Raw genomic sequence first — 17,491 nt, forward strand, 5'->3', positions numbered from 1 at the left:
CGGTCAGACAAGGAGTGAATGATTTTTTCCTTGCCACCAGAGAAGGCGCGCGAGCACCTGCCAGGACGGCAAGGGCCGACATTCTAGAGAAGCGTGCCAGGGGGCGCAAGGAAAACTGGTGAAACTTTGAACAGCGCAAGGCGGCGCCGGCCGCCTTGCGTGGGGACGTCAGGCGCCAGCCTTGATCTGGCGCTGGCGGACGATCTCGAACAGGCACACACCGGTAGCCACCGAGACATTCAGGCTGCTCACGCTGCCCTGCATCGGCAACTTGGCCAGGTAGTCGCAGCGCTCGCGGGTCAGGCGGCGCATGCCCTTGCCCTCGGCGCCCATCACCAGCACGGTCGGCCCGGTGAGATCGAGTTCGTAGAGCATCTGGGTCGCCTCACCGGCAGTGCCGACGATCCACAGCCCGCGCTGCTGAAGCTTCTCCAGGGTACGCGCGAGATTGGTCACGGCGACCAGCGGGATCACCTCGGCGGCGCCGCAGGCGACTTTACGCACGGTGGCGTTGAGGGTCGCAGACTTGTCCTTGGGCACAATCACCGCCAGCGCGCCCGCCGCATCGGCGGTGCGCAGGCAGGCGCCGAGGTTGTGCGGATCGGTCACGCCGTCCAGTGCCAGCAGCAGTGCGGGACCGGTGGAGCGCTCCAGCAGCTCCTCCAGCATGTTTTCGCCCCACACCTGACTCGGGCTGACCTCGGCGACCACACCCTGGTGAACGCCCTCGGCCCACTCGTCCAGCTCCTTGCGGTCGCGCGTGCCCACCGGCACGCGCACCTGGCCGGCCAGCTCGACCAGCGCCTGGACGCGCGGATCATGCCGACCTTCGGCCAACCACAGTTGCTTGACCCGCTTCGGGTGATGGCGCAGCAACGCTTCTACGGCATGGACCCCGTAGACCTTTTCCCACTGACTCATTTCTTCGCCTTACCCTTGCCTGCCGGAGCGCCGGTCGATGCACCCGCCTTGGGCTGCGACGCCCCCTTGCGGTGCTTGGTTGACTTGCCGGACCGGGCCTTCTGCTTCGACGGATTGCGCGGCTTGCCAGCGGCGGACGCAGACTTGCCCTTGCCGGTCGCCGGCTTGTTACCGCCGACCTTGGCCTCTTCGAGCAGCGCTTTCTTCACTTCGCGGCTCTTGCGCACATCGGTATTGCCGAGCATCTCCTCGGCCTTGGCGAGCATCTCCGGCGCCACCGACGGCAGCGCCTGGACCACGCCAACCTTGCGCTTGCGCGGCTGGTGCGACGGCACCACGGCCACGTCGGGAGCGAAGAACGGATCATCCGCCACCTGGGCGCGGGCCTTGGCCGGCTTCTCCTTGGCAACTGCGCCCTTGGGCGCCTTGCCCTTGGCCACTTTGCCCTTGGCAACCGGCTCGGCCTTCTCGCTACGCTTCTTGCGGCCAATCGGCGCGCTGAGCACATTGTCGGAGAGCTCGAAATCGATCTTGCGCTCATCCAGGTCGACGCGCGCCACGACCACTTCCACGGCGTCACCCAGGCGGAAGCTGCGGCCGGTACGTTCGCCCGCGAGGCGGTGATGCACGGCATCGAAGTGGTAGTAGTCGCCCGGCAGCGCGGTCACGTGGACCAGGCCTTCGACGTAAATGTCAGTCAGTTCAACGAAGATGCCGAAGCCGGTCACTGCGGTGATCACGCCGGGGAAGGTCTCGCCCACGCGCTCGCGCATGAACTCGCACTTCAGCCAGTTGGTGACGTCGCGGGTCGCCTCGTCAGCGCGGCGCTCGGTCATCGAGCACTGCTCACCCAGCTGGGCAAGACGCGCCTCGTCGTACGGATAGATTCGCGCCTTGGGCATGCTGGCCGCGCCGACGCGCTGCACATGCTCGGAAGCCGCCTTGGAGCGGATCAGGCCACGGATGGCACGATGGGTCAGCAGGTCCGGGTAGCGACGGATCGGCGAGGTGAAGTGGGTATAGGCCTCGTAGTTCAGGCCGAAGTGGCCGGCATTCTCCGGGCTGTACACCGCCTGGCTCAGCGAACGCAGCATCACGGTCTGGATCAGCTGCAGGTCCGGGCGACCCTGAATGGACTCCAGCAGCTTCTGGTAGTCCGCCGGGGTCGGATCGCCCTTGCCCCGGTACAGCGTCAGCCCCAGCTCGCCGAGGAACTGGCGCAGGTTGTTCAGCTTCTCCTGCGGCGGGCCGTCGTGGACGCGATACAGCGCCGGAATCGCGTGCTTCTCGAGGAATTTGGCGGTGGCCACGTTGGCCGCCAGCATGCATTCCTCGATCAGCTTGTGTGCGTCGTTGCGCTGGGTCGGACGAATCTCTGAGATCTTGCGGTCCGCACCGAAGACGATGCGGGTTTCCTGAGTCTCGAAATCGATGGCTCCACGCACATGGCGCGCACCGACCAGGACCTTGTACAGGTCATAAAGCGTGTTGAGGTGCGGCACCACCGCCGGCAGTTGTTCCTTCAGGCGCTGGCCTTCGGGGCTGTCCGGGGTTTCCAGGTACTGACTGACCTTGGTGTAGGTCAGGCGCGCGTGGGAATGAATGACCGCCTCGTAGAACTGGTAGTCGGTCATCTTGCCGGCCTTGGAGAGATTCATCTCGCAGACCATGGCCAGGCGATCGACCAGCGGATTCAGGGAGCACAGGCCGTTGGAGAGAATCTCCGGCAGCATCGGAATCACGCGTTCGGGGAAGTACACCGAGTTGCCGCGCTTGGCCGCCTCTTCATCCAGGGCCGAACCGACCTTCACATAATGAGAGACGTCGGCGATGGCGACGAACAGCTTCCAGCCACCACCTTTGCGCTTTTCGGCGTAGACCGCGTCGTCGAAGTCGCGGGCGTCCTCGCCATCGATGGTGACGAAAGGCAGGGCGCGCAGGTCGACGCGCTTCTCTTTATCCTTCTCCAGCACTTCAGGCTTGAGTTTGGCCGCTTCCTTCTCCACTGCCTCGGGCCAGGTGTGAGGGATGTCGTAGCTGCGCAGCGCGACTTCGATCTCCATGCCCGGCGCCATGTAGTCGCCGAGCACTTCCACCACTTCGCCCTGGGCCTGGCGATGTACGCTCGGCCAGACGTCGATGCGCACCTGGACGAATTGATTGTGCTTGGCCTTGCCGGCCTTGCCCGGCGGGATCAGCACTTCCTGCTGGATCTTCGGGTTGTCGGCCACCACCGTGCCGATGCCGCTTTCATCGAAATAGCGGCCGACGATGGTCTCGTGGGCGCGTTCGACCACCTCCACCACGGCGCCTTCACGGCGGCCGCGGCGATCGAAGCCCGACACACGCGCCAAGGCGCGGTCACCGTCGAACACCAGGCGCATCTGCGTCGGGCTGAGGAACAGGTCGTCGCTGCCGTCATCGGGGATGAGGAAGCCGAAGCCGTCGCGGTGGCCGGCGATGCGGCCGAGGATCAGGTCGAGCTTGTCCACCGGCGCATAGGCGCCACGGCGGGTATAGATGAGCTGGCCGTCGCGCTCCATGGCGCGCAGTCGGCGGCGCAGCGCTTCTTCCGGCTCTTCGCCGGAGAGGCCAAGTTCATCCAGCAACTGGGCCCGCGTCGCGGGAGCGCCGCGCTCGGCGAGGTGCGCCAGGATGAGTTCACGGCTGGGGATGGGGTTGTCGTATTTTTCCGCCTCGCGGGCGGCCTCGGGATCGAGGTTTTGCCAATCGGCCATTAAAGTGCGGTCACCTTATATATAGGGGTATGGATCGCCATGTGCTTATTGAAGCGCGAAATCCGCTCGTCGGTCAGCTTCGGGCAAGAATAAATTTTTTATCGCATCAGGGGTTTACAAGCGAAAACGCTCTCCGTATAGTTCGCGCCCACAGCGTCAGACAGACGTTGTAACACGGAAACGATGAGTAATCATCGACTCCAGTGCCCAGGTGGCGGAATTGGTAGACGCACTAGGTTCAGGTCCTAGCGGTGGCAACACCGTGGAAGTTCGAGTCTTCTCCTGGGCACCACTTATTCAAGGATAAAGTCAGTCATTTACGGGCTTTGTCAGGCGGGTTCGGAACCCTGAAACCGAACGATAGACCGCTGGATGCAACCAAGGGTTGCATCACCGCAAGACGATGAGCGATCATCGCACCCCATGCTGAAAAGCATGCCCAGGTGGCGGAATTGGTAGACGCACTAGGTTCAGGTCCTAGCGGTGGCAACACCGTGGAAGTTCGAGTCTTCTCCTGGGCACCATCTTCAAACGAAAAAGCCGAGCACTGCTCGGCTTTTTCGTTTTCGGCTTTCCGCCTCGCCAAGAATTCAAACCAGGCGCAGGAGCGAGCTCTGCCGGCGATATCAGCCCCGCGCCCAGCCCGATCCCATCGCGGACAGCGCTCGCCTCCACACAAACACCGGGGCCGTGCGCACCTTCACGCCTTGAACTGCCCCAGGCTGGCGCGCAACTGACCGGCCAACCCATCGAGCACTCGCCCACTGCTGGCCGTCGCACTCACCGCTTCCGCGGCTCGACTTGCCTCGGCATGGATCACCTCGACCCGGCCGCGCACCGCCGCAGCACCAACCGCCTGCTGCTGCGCCGAATGGGTCGCCGCCTCGATGGCCCCGTGCACTTCCTCCACCGCACTCTGCACTTCACGCTGCAGCCGCTCGCTATCCTGCAACGCGGCCAACCCCTGAACAGCCTGCTCACGAGCCTGCCCGATAGCCGAGACTGCCTCCCGTGCACCCTGCTGCAACGCACCGATATGCGACTGGATATCGCCCGTGGACTGCTGGGTCTTGCTCGCCAGCGCTCGCACCTCGTCCGCCACCACGGCGAAACCGCGCCCACTTTCACCCGCGCGAGCCGCTTCTATGGCGGCGTTCAGTGCCAGCAGGTTGGTCTGTTCGGCGATGCCATGGATCACCGAGAGCACCACTTCGATCTGCTCGCTCTGCCGCGCCAGGCGCTCGATCACGCCGGCGCCGCTCTGCACACGGGACTCCAGGGTTTCGATCAGGCCACCGACCTTGCGGGCAATGGCTGCATTGTCCTGCGCCGCCTTGCGGATCTCTCCGACCCGAGCCAAGGCCGCCTCCATGGAGCGGCTCTCTATTTCCGCTTCCGCCGCCATCCCGGAAAGCGCCTCCAGGCTGCCGGCGACTTCATTGCGCTGCCGGTCCGTTGCCGCCTCGGCACTGGCACTGCGAGTGGCCAGCGCGGCAATTTCACTGCCGGTCTGCTGAGCAACCTGCCCGGCCTCCCGCACGATGGGCTGAAGCTTGTCGACGAAGCGATTCACCGCTGTCGCCATCTCGCCCAGCTCATCACGACTATCCAGGCGCACCCGGCGGGTCAGGTCACCCTCACCCGCCGCCAGGTCATTCAAGGCATTGATCAGCAGGCGCAGACGATTCACCACGCGATGACCGAGCACGACTGCCAGGCACAACAGCACACCAAGACCCACCAGCACCAAGCCCATACCGATGCGCCAACGCAGGGTACTCGCGGCCTCCTCGATGGAAGTCTTCGCGCCCAGGCTCATGCCGTCTGCCGCCTGTTTCGCCGACTGCAGACGCGCAGTCAGCGCCCTGGCGCTGTCGGCAGCTGCGCCGGCAAGGCTGTCCCCCACCAACTGATCACCACTGGCGACCAGGGCAGAGAAGCGCTGATCCAGCGCGGCGATCCGCTTCTCGATCGCATCGGTGGAAACACCCAGGCGCACTTTGCCGATTTCCACGCCATTCGGGCTGATCGGCGCTTCAACGAGAAACACCGAGCTGTCGTGGCTCGCGGCCTCCAGTACTTTGTCCAGCGCCCGCTCACCCTTGCCTTTTTCCAGCAGCGCCTTGACCCGCTCATCCTCGCGATTGAGGTAACGGGTGAGGTGCTGGCCCTGCGGATCGTCGTAGACCACGAAGAGCACATTGGGATTGGCCTGAGCGCGCCGAGCGTAATCGGAGAGCAGCGGCACGTCGTTATCCCACATGGCCTTGGGCGCCACGGCAGCCAACAACTGCGCCAATTCGGTGGCGGATTGGCGCAGGCTCTGCTCCAGGCTCTGGCGCAACTCGCCCTGCTCTTCTTCCAGCCGCGCGGAGAGCGCCGAGCCCAGGCGCTCGCGGGTACGCGCGGAAAGATCATTCAAACCGGAGGTCACTTCGCGACCGGCCTGCTCCAGCTCACCAGCCAGGCGTTGCGATTCCTTACCCAGGTGATCCCCCAGATTGCTGACCAGGCCATCGACGGTGCTGCGAGTGAGCCACAGGGCAATCGCCAGTTGCACCAGCAGTGCGATGCCCAAGGCAATGAATGCGGGGCGCAGCAAGCGGCTGCGCAGAAGCGACAGGACGGCGGACACGGCAGGCTTCCTCCGGGAGGCAACGGAACTCTGGCGCAGATGGCGCGCCGATCCATTTCACCAGCAAAGCGCGTGCCGGGCAGCAAAACACGGAGGGCAGAAACGACAACGGGCCGCATGAGCGGCCCGTCGCGGTACAGCGTGTGGATCAGCCGAACGGATGACGCAGGACGATGGTCTCGGCGCGGTCCGGGCCGGTGGAGATGATGTCGATGGGCGCGCCAACCAGCTCCTCGATGCGCTTGATGTACGCGCGCGCATTGGCCGGCAGGCCTTCCAGGCTCTGTACGCCGACGGTCGACTCGCTCCAGCCCGGCAGGTCTTCGTAGACCGGCTGCAGGCCGATGTAGCTGTCGGCATCGGTCGGCGCATCGGTCAGCAGTTCGCCGGCGGCATTCTGGTAGCCGGTGCAGATGCGCACGGTTTCCAGGCCGTCGAGGACGTCCAGCTTGGTCAGGCACAGGCCGGACAGGCTGTTGATCTCGATGGCGCGACGCAGGATGACGGCATCGAACCAGCCGCAACGACGGGCACGCCCGGTGGTGGCGCCGAACTCGTGACCGACCTTGGCCAGACGGGCGCCGACTTCATCGAACAGCTCGGTCGGGAACGGGCCGGAACCCACGCGAGTGGTGTAGGCCTTGGTGATCCCCAGGATGTAATCCAGGAACAGCGGACCAAAGCCCGAACCGGTGGCGGTGCCGCCGGCCGTGGTGTTGGAGCTGGTGACGAACGGATAGGTACCGTGGTCGATGTCCAGCAGCGAACCCTGGGCGCCTTCGAACATGATGTTCTCATCGGCACGGCGCAGGTCGTGCAGGGTCGAGGTCACGTCGGCCATCAGCGGACGCAGTTCTTCGGCGTAGGCCATGCACTCGTCCAGAGTCTTCTGGAAGTCGACGACGGGTTCCTTGTAATAGTTCTGCAGGACGAAGTTGTGGTAGTCCAGCAGCTCGCCCAGCTTGGCAGCGAAGCGCTCGCGGTGGAACAGATCGCCCACGCGCAGACCACGACGGGCCACTTTGTCTTCGTACGCCGGGCCGATGCCGCGACCGGTGGTGCCGATCTTGGCGTCGCCACGGGCCTTCTCGCGGGCCTGGTCCAGGGCCACGTGGAAGGACAGGATCAGCGGGCAGGACGGGCTGATGCGCAGGCGCTCGCGCACCGGTACGCCCTTCTCTTCCAGCTTGGCAATCTCGCGCATCAGCGCATCGGGCGCCAGCACCACGCCGTTGCCGATCAGGCACTGCACGCCTTCGCGCAGGATGCCCGACGGAATCAGGTGCAGCACAGTCTTCTCGCCAGCGACCACCAGGGTATGACCGGCATTGTGGCCGCCCTGGTAACGCACCACGGCAGCAGCCTGGTCGGTCAGCAGGTCGACGATCTTGCCTTTGCCCTCATCACCCCACTGGGTGCCCAGGACTACGACATTCTTACCCATAAACTTGTCCCCATCGTGGATGTTCGGTGCCGGCCGCGGCCGGCAGAAACTCGAGTGACGCGCCTCAGAGCGCGGCCACCTGCCAATTGCCATCGCGAACCAGCAGTTGCCGGTCGCAGCCCGCTTCGGTAGCCGAAGCCGCATCCTGCCCGGGCAGCGCCTGCACCACGCGCACGCCCTGACGGCGCAGCTGCTGCACCGCCTGCCACAAGCCGGCGCCATCGGCCGGCGCCCAGACTCCGGTGCGCGGCTCGTCGAGCTGGGCGCGGCCGAGAGTGACCAGGGTCTTGAGGTCGGTGGAAAAACCGGTCGCCGGACGGGCACGGCCGAAATCAGCGCCGATGTCGTCGTAACGACCGCCCTGGGCGATGGACTCGCCAACCCCAGGCACGAACGCGGCAAACACCACGCCCGTGTGATAGTGATAGCCACGCAACTCGCCGAGGTCGAAATAAAGCGGCAGCTGCGGGAAGCGCGCAGCCAGCGAGTCGGCGATGGCCGCGATGTCCGCCAGGGCGGCCTGCACCGGAGCCGGAGCCCCGGCAAGCACTTCACGCGCCTGGCTCAGCACCTCGCGGCCACCACACAACTCAGCCAACGCACGCAGCATGCCGGCGAGATCGCCCGGCAGGCCTTCGGTCAGCGCCGCGATTTCATCCACGGCCTTGCGCTGCAGGGCGTCGAACAGCAGTTGCTCGACTTCGCCGGACAGCCCGGCAGCCTGGGCCAGGCCACGGTAGATGCCAACATGACCAAGGTCCATGTGCACGTCCGGCACCTGGGCCATCTCGAGCATGTCGAGCAGCAGACTGATGACTTCGACGTCACCCGCCGAGCCGGTATTGCCGTATAGCTCGGCACCCAGCTGGATCGGGCTGCGCGAAGTCGCCAGCGCACGCGGGCGGGCATGCAGCACGCTGCCGGCGTAGCACAGGCGGTTCGGCCCTTCGCGACGCAGGCTGTGGGCGTCCATGCGTGCCACTTGCGGCGTGATGTCCGCACGGAAGCCCATCAGACGGCCGGACGCCGGATCGGTGACCTTGAAGGTCCGCAGATCCAGATCCTGGCCGGCACCGGTCAGCAGGGATTCCAGGTATTCGATATGCGGGGTGACGACAAACTCGTAACCCCAGCGCTGGAACAGGTCCAGCACCTGACGGCGGGCTGCTTCAACGCGAGCCGCCTCCGGTGGCAGCACTTCTTCGATCCCATCTGGCAGCAGCCAGCGGTCTACCGTTGCCATGTCGCCTCTCTCCTTTTTTAGGCCGGGCGGCACTTCAATGAATGCAGTAAAGAAGGACGGTGCCGAGCAGCATGCTGCCCAGCCCGATGAGTCTCAGACTGCGGTCGCCAAGGCGCCCGAGCCCGCTCACGGCGTCGCGCCAACCACGCGGGTACAGGAATGGAAGGATGCCTTCCAGCACCAGCAACAGACAGAACGCCTTGCCGAATTCCTGCCACATGGCTCTCGTACATCATTCTCGCGGACGCAAAAAAGCCGGGATTTCCCGGCTGACCCATGATAACACGATTTCTCCGACGGGCGCTGCCGCCCGCCGGAGACTTTGACTTACGGTTTAGCTTTTTCCAGATAGCGGAAGAACTCGCTGCTCGGATCGAGCACCAGCACGTCCTTCTTGTCCGCAAAGCTCTCGCGATAAGCCTTGAGGCTGCGGGTGAAGGCGTAGAACTCCGGATCGGCAGAGTAGGCCTTGGCGTAGATCGCCGACGCCTTGGCATCGCCGTCACCACGGGTTTCTTCGGATTCGCGATAGGCCTCGGCCAGCAGCACACGACGCTGACGGTCGGCATCTGCGCGGATACCTTCGGCCAGTTCGCGCCCCTTGGCGCGGTGCTCGCGGGCTTCCCGCTCACGCTCGGTGCTCATGCGCTCGAACACGCTACGGTTCACTTCCTTGGGCAGGTCGATGGCCTTGACGCGAACGTCGACCACCTCGATACCCAACTCCTTCTGCGCCATGCGGTTCAGCGACGCAGTGATGTCACCCATCAGCGCATCACGCTCCCCCGACACGACTTCGTGCAGGGTGCGCTTGCCGAACTGGTCGCGCAGACCGGCTTCCAGACGACGGGACAGACGCTCGTCGGCAATCTGCTTCATGCCGGAAGTCGCGGTGTAGAAGCGCTCGGCATCGGAGACGCGCCACTTGGCGTAGGCGTCGACCATCACCGCTTTCTTCTCCAGCGTCAGGAAGCGCTGGGTCGGCGAGTCCAGGGTCAGCAGGCGGCCATCGAACTTGCGCACCGTGTTGACGTACGGAATCTTGAAGTGCAGACCGGGCTTCACGTCCGGCTCGACCACGCGACCGAAGCGCAGCATGACGGCGCGCTCGGTCTGTTGCACCACGTAGACGCTGCTCCAGACGGCAACAGCAACCACCACACCCGCGATGAGGGCGATCAGGGACTTGTTACTCATCAGCGGCTCTCCCGGGTACGCGTGTCACGCTGCTGCAGGTCGCTGGCGACCCGCGAACCGATATCCGGCGTGCTGCTGCTCGCGCTGGGCGCGGTGCTCGGAGCTGCCGAACCACGGCCATCCATCATCTTGTCCAGCGGCAGGTAGATCAGGTTGTTCTGACCTTGCTGGCCGGTGACCAGCACCTTGCTGGTCTGGCTCAGGACATCCTGCATGGAGTCCAGGTACAGACGCTGACGGGTGACTTCCGGAGCCTTGTGATACTCACTGGCCAACTTGGTGAAGCGGTCTGCCTCACCCTGGGCGCGGGAAACCACTTCATCGCGGTAGCCGTTGGCTTCCTCGATGATGCGCTGGGCCTGGCCACGGGCTTCGGGCACCACGCCGTTGGCGTAGGCTTCGGCCTGGTTCTTCTCGCGCTGCTCGTCCTCGCGGGCACGGATCACGTCGTCGAACGCTTCCTGTACTTCACGCGGCGCGGCGGCGCTCTGGATGTTCACCTGGGTCACCGTGATACCGGTCTTGTAGGTATCGAGGAAACGCTGCAGGCGATCACGCACCTCGGTGGCCATCTGTTCGCGGCCCTCGGTGAGGATCTTGTCCATGGTGGTGGAGCCGGCCACGTGACGCAGGGCGCTTTCGGTGGCGTGCTGCAGGCTCACTTCCGGCTGGTCGACGTTGAGCACGAAGTCCTTCAGGTTGCTGACCTTGTACTGCACGGTCAGCGGAACCTCGACGATGTTCTCGTCTTCGGTGAGCATCTGACCCTGCTTGCTGTAGGCACGCTCGCGGGTGACGTTCTCCTGGAACTTCTTGTCGATCGGCGGGAAGTAGATGTTCAGGCCGGGGCCCACGGTGTCGTGGTACTGGCCAAAGCGCAGGATCACCGCCTGCTCCTGCTCATCCACGACGTAAATGGCGTTGTACAGCCACAGCACGGCGAGGATAGCCAAGCCGATACCGAACAGACCGAGGCTACCGCCCCGACCACTGCCGCCACCGCCCGAACCACTGCCGCGCTTGGGTTTGCCGAAAATTCCATTCAGGCTGTCTTGCAGCTTGCGGAAGGCCTCATCCAGATCAGGCGGGCCCTGGCGACCACCACCACGGCGTCCACCCCAGGGGTCCTGGTCGTTCTTGTTCGAGTTGTCACCCGGCTCATTCCAAGCCATAGCGCTCTCCATCTGATAACGCGAAAACGCGCCTACGGCGCGCCCACCTATGCTACCGAATGCCCATTACCCTGCCAAAAACAGTGTGCCGGGCTTTATTGCAAAGTGTGTTGCGCAATGAACTCCGACGGCTGCCAGCCTTCGCGGCTCACCATGCGGTTCAACTCGACACGCGGCAGGCGGACCTGCAAAACGGCGCGTCCTTGTTCGTCGTGATTCTCAGACTGTACCGCACCCAGCTCGAAGAACTGAGCCCGAAGTCGTCCCAGGCGCTGCGGCAGGCAGAGCGTTCCCACGAACATGTCCTCCCCCAGCAACTCGGAAATCGCCTGCTCCAGCAATTCCAGCCCACGCGATTCACGCGCCGACAGCCAGACACGGACCGGCTTGCCCAACTCGTCGCGCTGGATCATCGGCTGCAGGTCCGGCAACAGGTCGATCTTGTTGTACACCTCGAGCATCGGCAACTCGTTCGCGCCGATCTCCTTGAGCACTGCCAGCACCTGCTCGATCTGCGCATCGCGATCCGGCTCGTGGGAGTCGATCACATGCAGCAGCAGGTCGGAGTTGCTGGACTCTTCCAAGGTAGCCCGAAACGCCTCCACCAGCTTGTGCGGCAGGTGGCGAATGAAGCCTACGGTGTCAGCCAGCACGATCGGCCCAACGTCATCGAGTTCCAGACGGCGCAAGGTCGGGTCGAGGGTGGCGAACAACTGGTCGGCCGCGTAGACCTCGGATGTGGTTAGCGCATTGAACAGCGTGGACTTGCCGGCGTTGGTGTAACCCACCAGGGAAACCGCCGGAATCTCCGCACGGCGGCGGCCACGACGGGCCTGCTCGCGCTGGCTGCGAACCTTTTCCAGGCGCGACTTGATCTGCCGGATACGCCCACGCAGCAGGCGCCGGTCGGTTTCCAGCTGGGTTTCACCCGGGCCACGCAGGCCGATACCGCCTTTCTGGCGCTCAAGGTGAGTCCAGCCGCGCACCAAACGCGTGCTCATGTGTTCCAGCTGGGCGAGCTCCACCTGCAGCTTGCCCTCGTGGGTGCGGGCGCGCTGGGCGAAGATATCGAGAATCAGACCCGTACGATCGAGCACGCGGCACTCGAGCGCTCGCTCGAGGTTGCGCTCCTGGCTCGGCGTGAGGGTGTGATTGAAGATGATCAGCTCGACCTTCTCGGCGTGGACGAGGTCGTGCAATTCTTCGACCTTGCCGCTGCCGATCAGGTACTTGGCTGAGGGCTGATGGCGCGAAATGCTGACGAAAGCAACCGATTCCGCGCCTGCCGAACGGGCCAGCTCCTGGAATTCCTGCGGGTCTTCGCGCGCCTCGGGGTCCTGACCTTCCAGATGGACCAGAATGGCCCGTTCCCCACCACCCGGGCGCTCAAAGAACAAGGCGGACTCCCGTCAAACGTTGCCCGGCTCGGCCGGTTGATCACCGGTGGGCAGGCGCACGGGGCGGCTGGGGACCACGGTGGAAATAGCGTGTTTGTAGACCATCTGGCTGACAGTGTTCTTCAGCAGGATGACGAACTGGTCGAAGGATTCGATCTGACCCTGCAGCTTGATGCCGTTGACCAGGTAGATGGAAACCGGAACGCGTTCTTTGCGCAGGGTATTGAGGTAAGGGTCTTGTAGCGAATGCCCTTTTGACATATGCCGCACTCCTTGTAAGGGTAAAATACTGATTTAGTAGTAGTCGAATTTGGCTTAACGCCGTCCTGAACCCCAAGGATAGACGGCCGGAATTAAGGTCTCGAGCCTATATGGAGACCGCCTCAAAGTATTTCAAGGCACGCGGCAAATTGTCGCTTGCCTGACTGTCCAACCAGTGTAGATCGCTCCAGCTGCGGAGCCAGGTGAACTGGCGCTTGGCCAGCTGCCGCGTGGCGATGACGCCGCGCTCCACCATCTCAGCGTAGGACAGTTTGCCCTCGAGGTAATCCCATACCTGTCGGTAACCCACCGCTCTTATGGACGGTAGCCCCACGTGCAAGTCACTTCTTGCGCGAAGGCGTTCGACCTCGGCGATGAAGCCCTGTTCCAGCATCTGGTCAAAACGTTGCGCGATACGCTCGTGCAACACCTGGCGCTGCAGAGGCGCAATCGCCAGGTGAGCCACAGTATACGGTAATTGTCCACCGCCTTGCGCGCCAAGACCCGCATTTTCACTAGCCTGGCGAAGGCGGTGTGCAGTCATGGACATACCGCTGACACGGAAGACCTCAAGCGCCCGGACAAGCCGCTGGGGGTCGTTGGGGTGGATGCGCGCCGCCGACTCCGGGTCGACGCGGGCGAGTTCCGAGTGCAGGGCACTCCAGCCTTCGGCGGCCGCCCAGGCTTCCAGTTCGGCACGTACGACGGGGTCGGCACTGGGCATATCGGCCAGGCCTTCCAGCAACGCCTTGAAATACAACATGGTGCCGCCGACCAGCAGCGGGATCTTTCCGGCCGCGGTGATTTCGGCCATGGCCGCCAGGGCGTCGGCGCGGAACTCCGCTGCCGAATAGGCCTCGCTGGGGTCACGGATATCGATCAGTCGGTGCGGGAATTCCTCCAGCACCTCGCGCGGCGGCTTGGCGGTGCCGATATCCATGTCGCGGTAGATCAGCGCCGAGTCCACGCTGATCAGCTCCACCGGCAGCAGACGCGCCAGCTCCAGCGCCAGGTCGGTCTTGCCGGCGGCGGTGGGGCCCATGAGGAAAATGGCGGGAGGCAAGGACATCGGGAGCTCGTTATTGCGCACTGCTGAATCGATTGGCGCGCAGTTTACTGCACTTTCCTGAACGCAACCTTACGGAAATCAACGTCCGCGCAGGAACAGCTTGTCCAGCTCGTCGAGCCCCAGTTGTGTCCAGGTCGGCCGGCCGTGGTTGCACTGGCCGCTGCGCTCGGTCACTTCCATGTCGCGCAGCAGGCCGTTCATCTCCGGCAGCGTCAGGCGGCGATTGGCGCGCACGGCGCCGTGGCAGGCCATGGTGCCGAGCAGCTCGTTGAGGTGCGCCTGGATACGGTCGCTGGTGCCGTACTCCAGCAGGTCGGCGAGCACGTCGCGCACCAACTGGGTGGCCTCGGCCTGCTTGAGCAGCGCGGGAACCTGGCGGATCGCCAGGGTCTCCGGACCGAGCCGTTGCAGTTCGAAGCCGAGCTTGGAGAACCAGCTGCCATGCTCCTCCGCGCAGTCCGCCTCACGCTCGCTGACAGCGATGGATTCAGGCACCAGCAGGGGCTGACCACGCAGGCCTTCGCTGGCCATGGCGGTCTTCAGGCGCTCATACATGATGCGCTCGTGGGCCGCGTGCATATCCACCAGCACCAGGCCGTGGGCGTTCTCCGAAAGGATGTAGATACCCTTGAGCTGCGCCAGGGCATAGCCCAGCGGCGGCACATCCTGGCTGCTTTCCGGCAACGCCTGCGGCGCCTGGTCGGGCAGCGGAGCAAAATAGGCCTGGTAGGCGCCCTGGGCCTCCTGGATCGGCGGTATTTCCGGGCGCGTCGGCTGGTAGCTGAAGCCACCGCCACCGGATCCGCCGGAAGATGGGCTGGGCTGCCAGGCACGCGCGGCGGCCGGAGCCTCCAGCACGGTCTCGGACAGGCGCATCTCGCCCTGCGGACCGAACTCGCCGGCCTCCGCACCCGTGGGGCGCGGCGCAGTCAGGGTGGTGGCGCCCGGCGGAGCCAACTGGTCGTCGGGGCGTACTTCCGCCAGCGCCCGGTGCAGGGTGCCGTAGAGGAAGTCGTGGACCATGCGACTGTCGCGGAAGCGCACTTCGTGCTTGGTCGGGTGGACATTGACGTCCACCACCGCGGGATCGACTTCGAAGAACAGCACGAAGGTCGGATGCCGGCCGTTGTACAGCACGTCACGATAGGCCTGGCGCACGGCGTGGGCGACCAGCTTGTCGCGCACCATGCGGCCGTTCACGTAGAAGTACTGCAGGTCCGGCTGGCTGCGGGAGAAGGTCGGCAGACCGACCCAGCCCCACAGGTGCAGGCCGTTGCGCTCCACTTCGATGGGCAGGGCCTGTTCAAGGAAACCAGCGCTGCACACGGCGCCGACGCGGCGGGCACGGGAAGCTTCGTCCTTGGCTTCATGCAGCGAGAGGATGGTCTTGCCGTTATGGCGCAGATGGAATGCCACGTCGAAGCGCGCCAGCGCCAGACGCTTGATGACTTCCTGCAGATGATCGAATTCGGTCTTCTCGGCGCGCAGAAACTTGCGTCGCGCCGGGGTGTTGAAGAACAGGTCGCGCACCTCGATGCTGGTGCCCACCGGGTGTGCCGCCGGCTTCACGGTGGACTCCATGTCGCGGCCTTCGACCTCCACCTGCCAGGCCTGCTCGGCATCGGCGGTGCGGGAGGTCAGGGTCAGACGCGAGACGGAGCTGATCGAAGCCAGCGCCTCGCCGCGGAAGCCCAGGCTCATCACCCGCTCCAGGTCTTCCAACTCGCGAATCTTGCTGGTGGCGTGGCGCGCCAGCGCCAGGGGCAGGTCGTCGGCCGGGATGCCGCTGCCATCGTCACGTACGCGCAGCAGCTTGACGCCGCCCTGTTCGACCTCGATGTCGATGCGCTTGGCACCGGCGTCCAGGCAGTTCTCCAGCAGTTCCTTGATGACCGAGGCGGGCCGCTCGACCACTTCGCCGGCAGCGATCTGGTTCGCCAGCCGCGGAGTCAGCAGCTGGATTCGGCGAACGTCACTCATTGCTGCGACGCCAGGGAGGTGCCCGGGATCTTCAGCACCTGACCGATCTTCAGCTCGTCGCTCTTGAGCGAGTTGGCGCTGCGGATCGAGGCCGTGCTGACATCGAAGCGGCTGGCAACCATCGCCAGGCTGTCGCCACTGCGCACGACGTATTCACGCGGACCGGAAGCCAACTGGCCGCCGTCGCGCAGCGAGGCGATGTAGGTGCCCGGCGGCGGGGTCTGCACGAAGTACTGACGCACGCCAGCGGCGATGGAGCGCGCCAGGGCCTGCTGGTGCGAGCCGCTGGCGAGCTTGGCCGATTCGTTCGGGTTGGAGATGAACCCGGTTTCCACCAGGATCGACGGGATGTCCGGGGACTTCAGCACCATGAAGCCGGCCTGCTCCACACGGCGCTTGTGCAGCGGGGTGACGCGGCCGACGCTGGTCAGCACCTTGTGGCCGACGTCCAGGCTGGAGGACATGGTGGCGGTCATCGACAGGTCGAGCAGCACGCCGGCGAGCATCTTGTCCTTGTCGTCGAGGTTCACGCCGCCGTCACCGCCGATGAGGTCGGAGCGGTTTTCCGTGTCGGCCAGCCAGCGCGCGGTCTCGGAGGTAGCGCCACGGTCGGACAGGGCGAATACCGAGGCACCGAAGGCGCTGCGGCTGGGCGCGGCGTCGGCGTGGATCGAAACGAACAGGTCCGCGCCCTTCTTGCGGGCGATCACGGTGCGGTTGCGCAGCGGGATGAAGTAGTCGCCGGTGCGCGTCAGTTCGGCGCGGAAGCCTTTCATCTGGTTGATCTGCCGCTGCAGTTCGCGGGCGATCGACAGCGTGATGTTCTTCTCGTGCAGACCATTCGGGCCGAGGGCACCAGGGTCTTCACCGCCGTGACCGGCGTCGATGGCGATCACCACGTCACGCTTGCCGCCACTGCTGGGCGCGGGAATCTTGGCCACCGACTGGGCGGGGCTGACCGGCGTGGCGGGCACGCTGGGGGTCGGGGTCGCCGGGACGTCCGGGGCAATGTCGGCGCCCTGGTCATAGAGGTCGACGACCAGGCGGTTGCCGTACTGCTGGTTCGGCGGCAGCACGAAGCTCTTGGGCGTGACCTGGTTCTTCAGGTCCAGCACCAGGCGCAGGTCGGTGGGCGAGCGCTGGGCGGAGCGCATCGCGGTGATCGGGGTATTGCCGAGTTTGAGCTTGTCGAGGGCGGCGGACATCTGTGCGCCGTTGATGTCGACGACGATACGGTTGGGTGCGCTCAGGGTGAACAGACTGTGCTGCACAGGGCCGGACAGATCGAACACCAGACGCGTGTTGTCCGGCGCGCGCCAGATGCGCACGCTCTTGATTTGCGTGGCGGCAGAAACCTCACCGGCAACGAATGCCAGCAGAACGGACACCCCGATAAACAACGCCCGAAGGCGCAACCCCCAACCCATCTTTTTT

General features: G+C 64.7%; 13 protein-coding genes and 2 tRNA genes. 2 read left to right on the forward strand and 13 right to left on the reverse strand.

Translation table 11 applies throughout. The features are described 5' to 3' along the window. Positions 1-168: 168 nt before the first annotated feature. Both rlmB and rnr read right to left on the reverse strand, forming a co-directional pair. On the reverse strand, positions 169-921 hold the full coding sequence (rlmB, locus tag GJV37_RS23025; protein WP_170858883.1) for a 23S rRNA (guanosine(2251)-2'-O)-methyltransferase RlmB: 753 nt from the start codon (positions 919-921) through the stop codon (positions 169-171). Next, positions 918-3,659, reverse strand: coding sequence for a ribonuclease R (gene rnr, locus GJV37_RS23030; RefSeq protein ID WP_170858882.1), 2,742 nt, complete (start codon positions 3,657-3,659; stop codon positions 918-920). Before rnr ends, rlmB begins: the two co-directional genes overlap by 4 nt. A 205-nt stretch (positions 3,660-3,864) precedes the next feature. Here rnr and GJV37_RS23035 point away from each other — a divergent pair. Together GJV37_RS23035 and GJV37_RS23040 are read left to right on the forward strand one after the other, a co-directional pair. Next, positions 3,865-3,951: transfer RNA gene (locus GJV37_RS23035), tRNA-Leu, on the forward strand. A gap of 145 nt (positions 3,952-4,096) precedes the next feature. After that, a tRNA-Leu gene (locus GJV37_RS23040) sits at positions 4,097-4,183 on the forward strand. Between the two features lie 176 nt (positions 4,184-4,359). On the opposite strand, the gene GJV37_RS23045 is transcribed toward GJV37_RS23040, so the two are convergent. The 11 genes from GJV37_RS23045 to amiB form a co-directional block, all read right to left on the reverse strand. After that, positions 4,360-6,294 carry a methyl-accepting chemotaxis protein gene (locus tag GJV37_RS23045; protein WP_170858881.1) on the reverse strand — a complete coding sequence of 645 codons (1,935 nt, stop codon included), beginning with the start codon at positions 6,292-6,294 and terminating at the stop codon, positions 4,360-4,362. 148 nt (positions 6,295-6,442) lie between these two features. Next, a complete protein-coding gene (locus GJV37_RS23050; RefSeq protein WP_170858880.1) occupies positions 6,443-7,738 on the reverse strand; it encodes an adenylosuccinate synthase in 1,296 nt (431 codons plus the stop codon). A 64-nt stretch (positions 7,739-7,802) separates the two neighbouring features. Further along, entirely contained in the window at positions 7,803-8,981 is a 1,179-nt protein-coding gene (locus tag GJV37_RS23055; protein WP_024764329.1) for an ATP phosphoribosyltransferase regulatory subunit, read from the reverse strand. A 34-nt stretch (positions 8,982-9,015) separates the two neighbouring features. Next, positions 9,016-9,201, reverse strand: a complete 186-nt coding sequence (locus tag GJV37_RS23060; RefSeq protein WP_037012084.1) for a DUF2065 domain-containing protein — start codon at positions 9,199-9,201, stop codon at positions 9,016-9,018. Positions 9,202-9,308: 107 nt separating this feature from the next. After that, positions 9,309-10,178 carry a protease modulator HflC gene (gene hflC, locus GJV37_RS23065; protein ID WP_024764328.1) on the reverse strand — a complete coding sequence of 290 codons (870 nt, stop codon included), beginning with the start codon at positions 10,176-10,178 and terminating at the stop codon, positions 9,309-9,311. After that, complete coding sequence (gene hflK, locus GJV37_RS23070) at positions 10,178-11,350, reverse strand: FtsH protease activity modulator HflK (RefSeq protein ID WP_024764327.1); 1,173 nt, start codon at positions 11,348-11,350, stop codon at positions 10,178-10,180. Before hflK ends, hflC begins: the two co-directional genes overlap by 1 nt. Before the next feature lie 95 nt (positions 11,351-11,445). Further along, entirely contained in the window at positions 11,446-12,747 is a 1,302-nt protein-coding gene (gene hflX, locus GJV37_RS23075; RefSeq protein WP_024764326.1) for a ribosome rescue GTPase HflX, read from the reverse strand. A 12-nt stretch (positions 12,748-12,759) separates the two neighbouring features. Further along, positions 12,760-13,008, reverse strand: a complete 249-nt coding sequence (gene hfq, locus GJV37_RS23080; protein WP_017520393.1) for an RNA chaperone Hfq — start codon at positions 13,006-13,008, stop codon at positions 12,760-12,762. A gap of 106 nt (positions 13,009-13,114) precedes the next feature. After that, positions 13,115-14,077 (reverse strand): tRNA (adenosine(37)-N6)-dimethylallyltransferase MiaA, encoded by a 963-nt coding sequence (gene miaA / locus GJV37_RS23085; RefSeq protein WP_065085564.1) that lies wholly within the window; start codon positions 14,075-14,077, stop codon positions 13,115-13,117. Positions 14,078-14,155: 78 nt separating this feature from the next. Beyond that, positions 14,156-16,057, reverse strand: a complete 1,902-nt coding sequence (gene mutL, locus GJV37_RS23090; protein ID WP_193452970.1) for a DNA mismatch repair endonuclease MutL — start codon at positions 16,055-16,057, stop codon at positions 14,156-14,158. After that, positions 16,054-17,484, reverse strand: coding sequence for an N-acetylmuramoyl-L-alanine amidase AmiB (gene amiB / locus GJV37_RS23095; RefSeq protein WP_083196183.1), 1,431 nt, complete (start codon positions 17,482-17,484; stop codon positions 16,054-16,056). The genes mutL and amiB overlap by 4 nt, the downstream gene beginning before the upstream one ends. Positions 17,485-17,491: the final 7 nt, after the last annotated feature.

Source organism: Pseudomonas nitroreducens, from assembly GCF_010994165.1.
Taxonomy (GTDB): Bacteria; Pseudomonadota; Gammaproteobacteria; order Pseudomonadales; family Pseudomonadaceae; genus Pseudomonas; species Pseudomonas nitroreducens.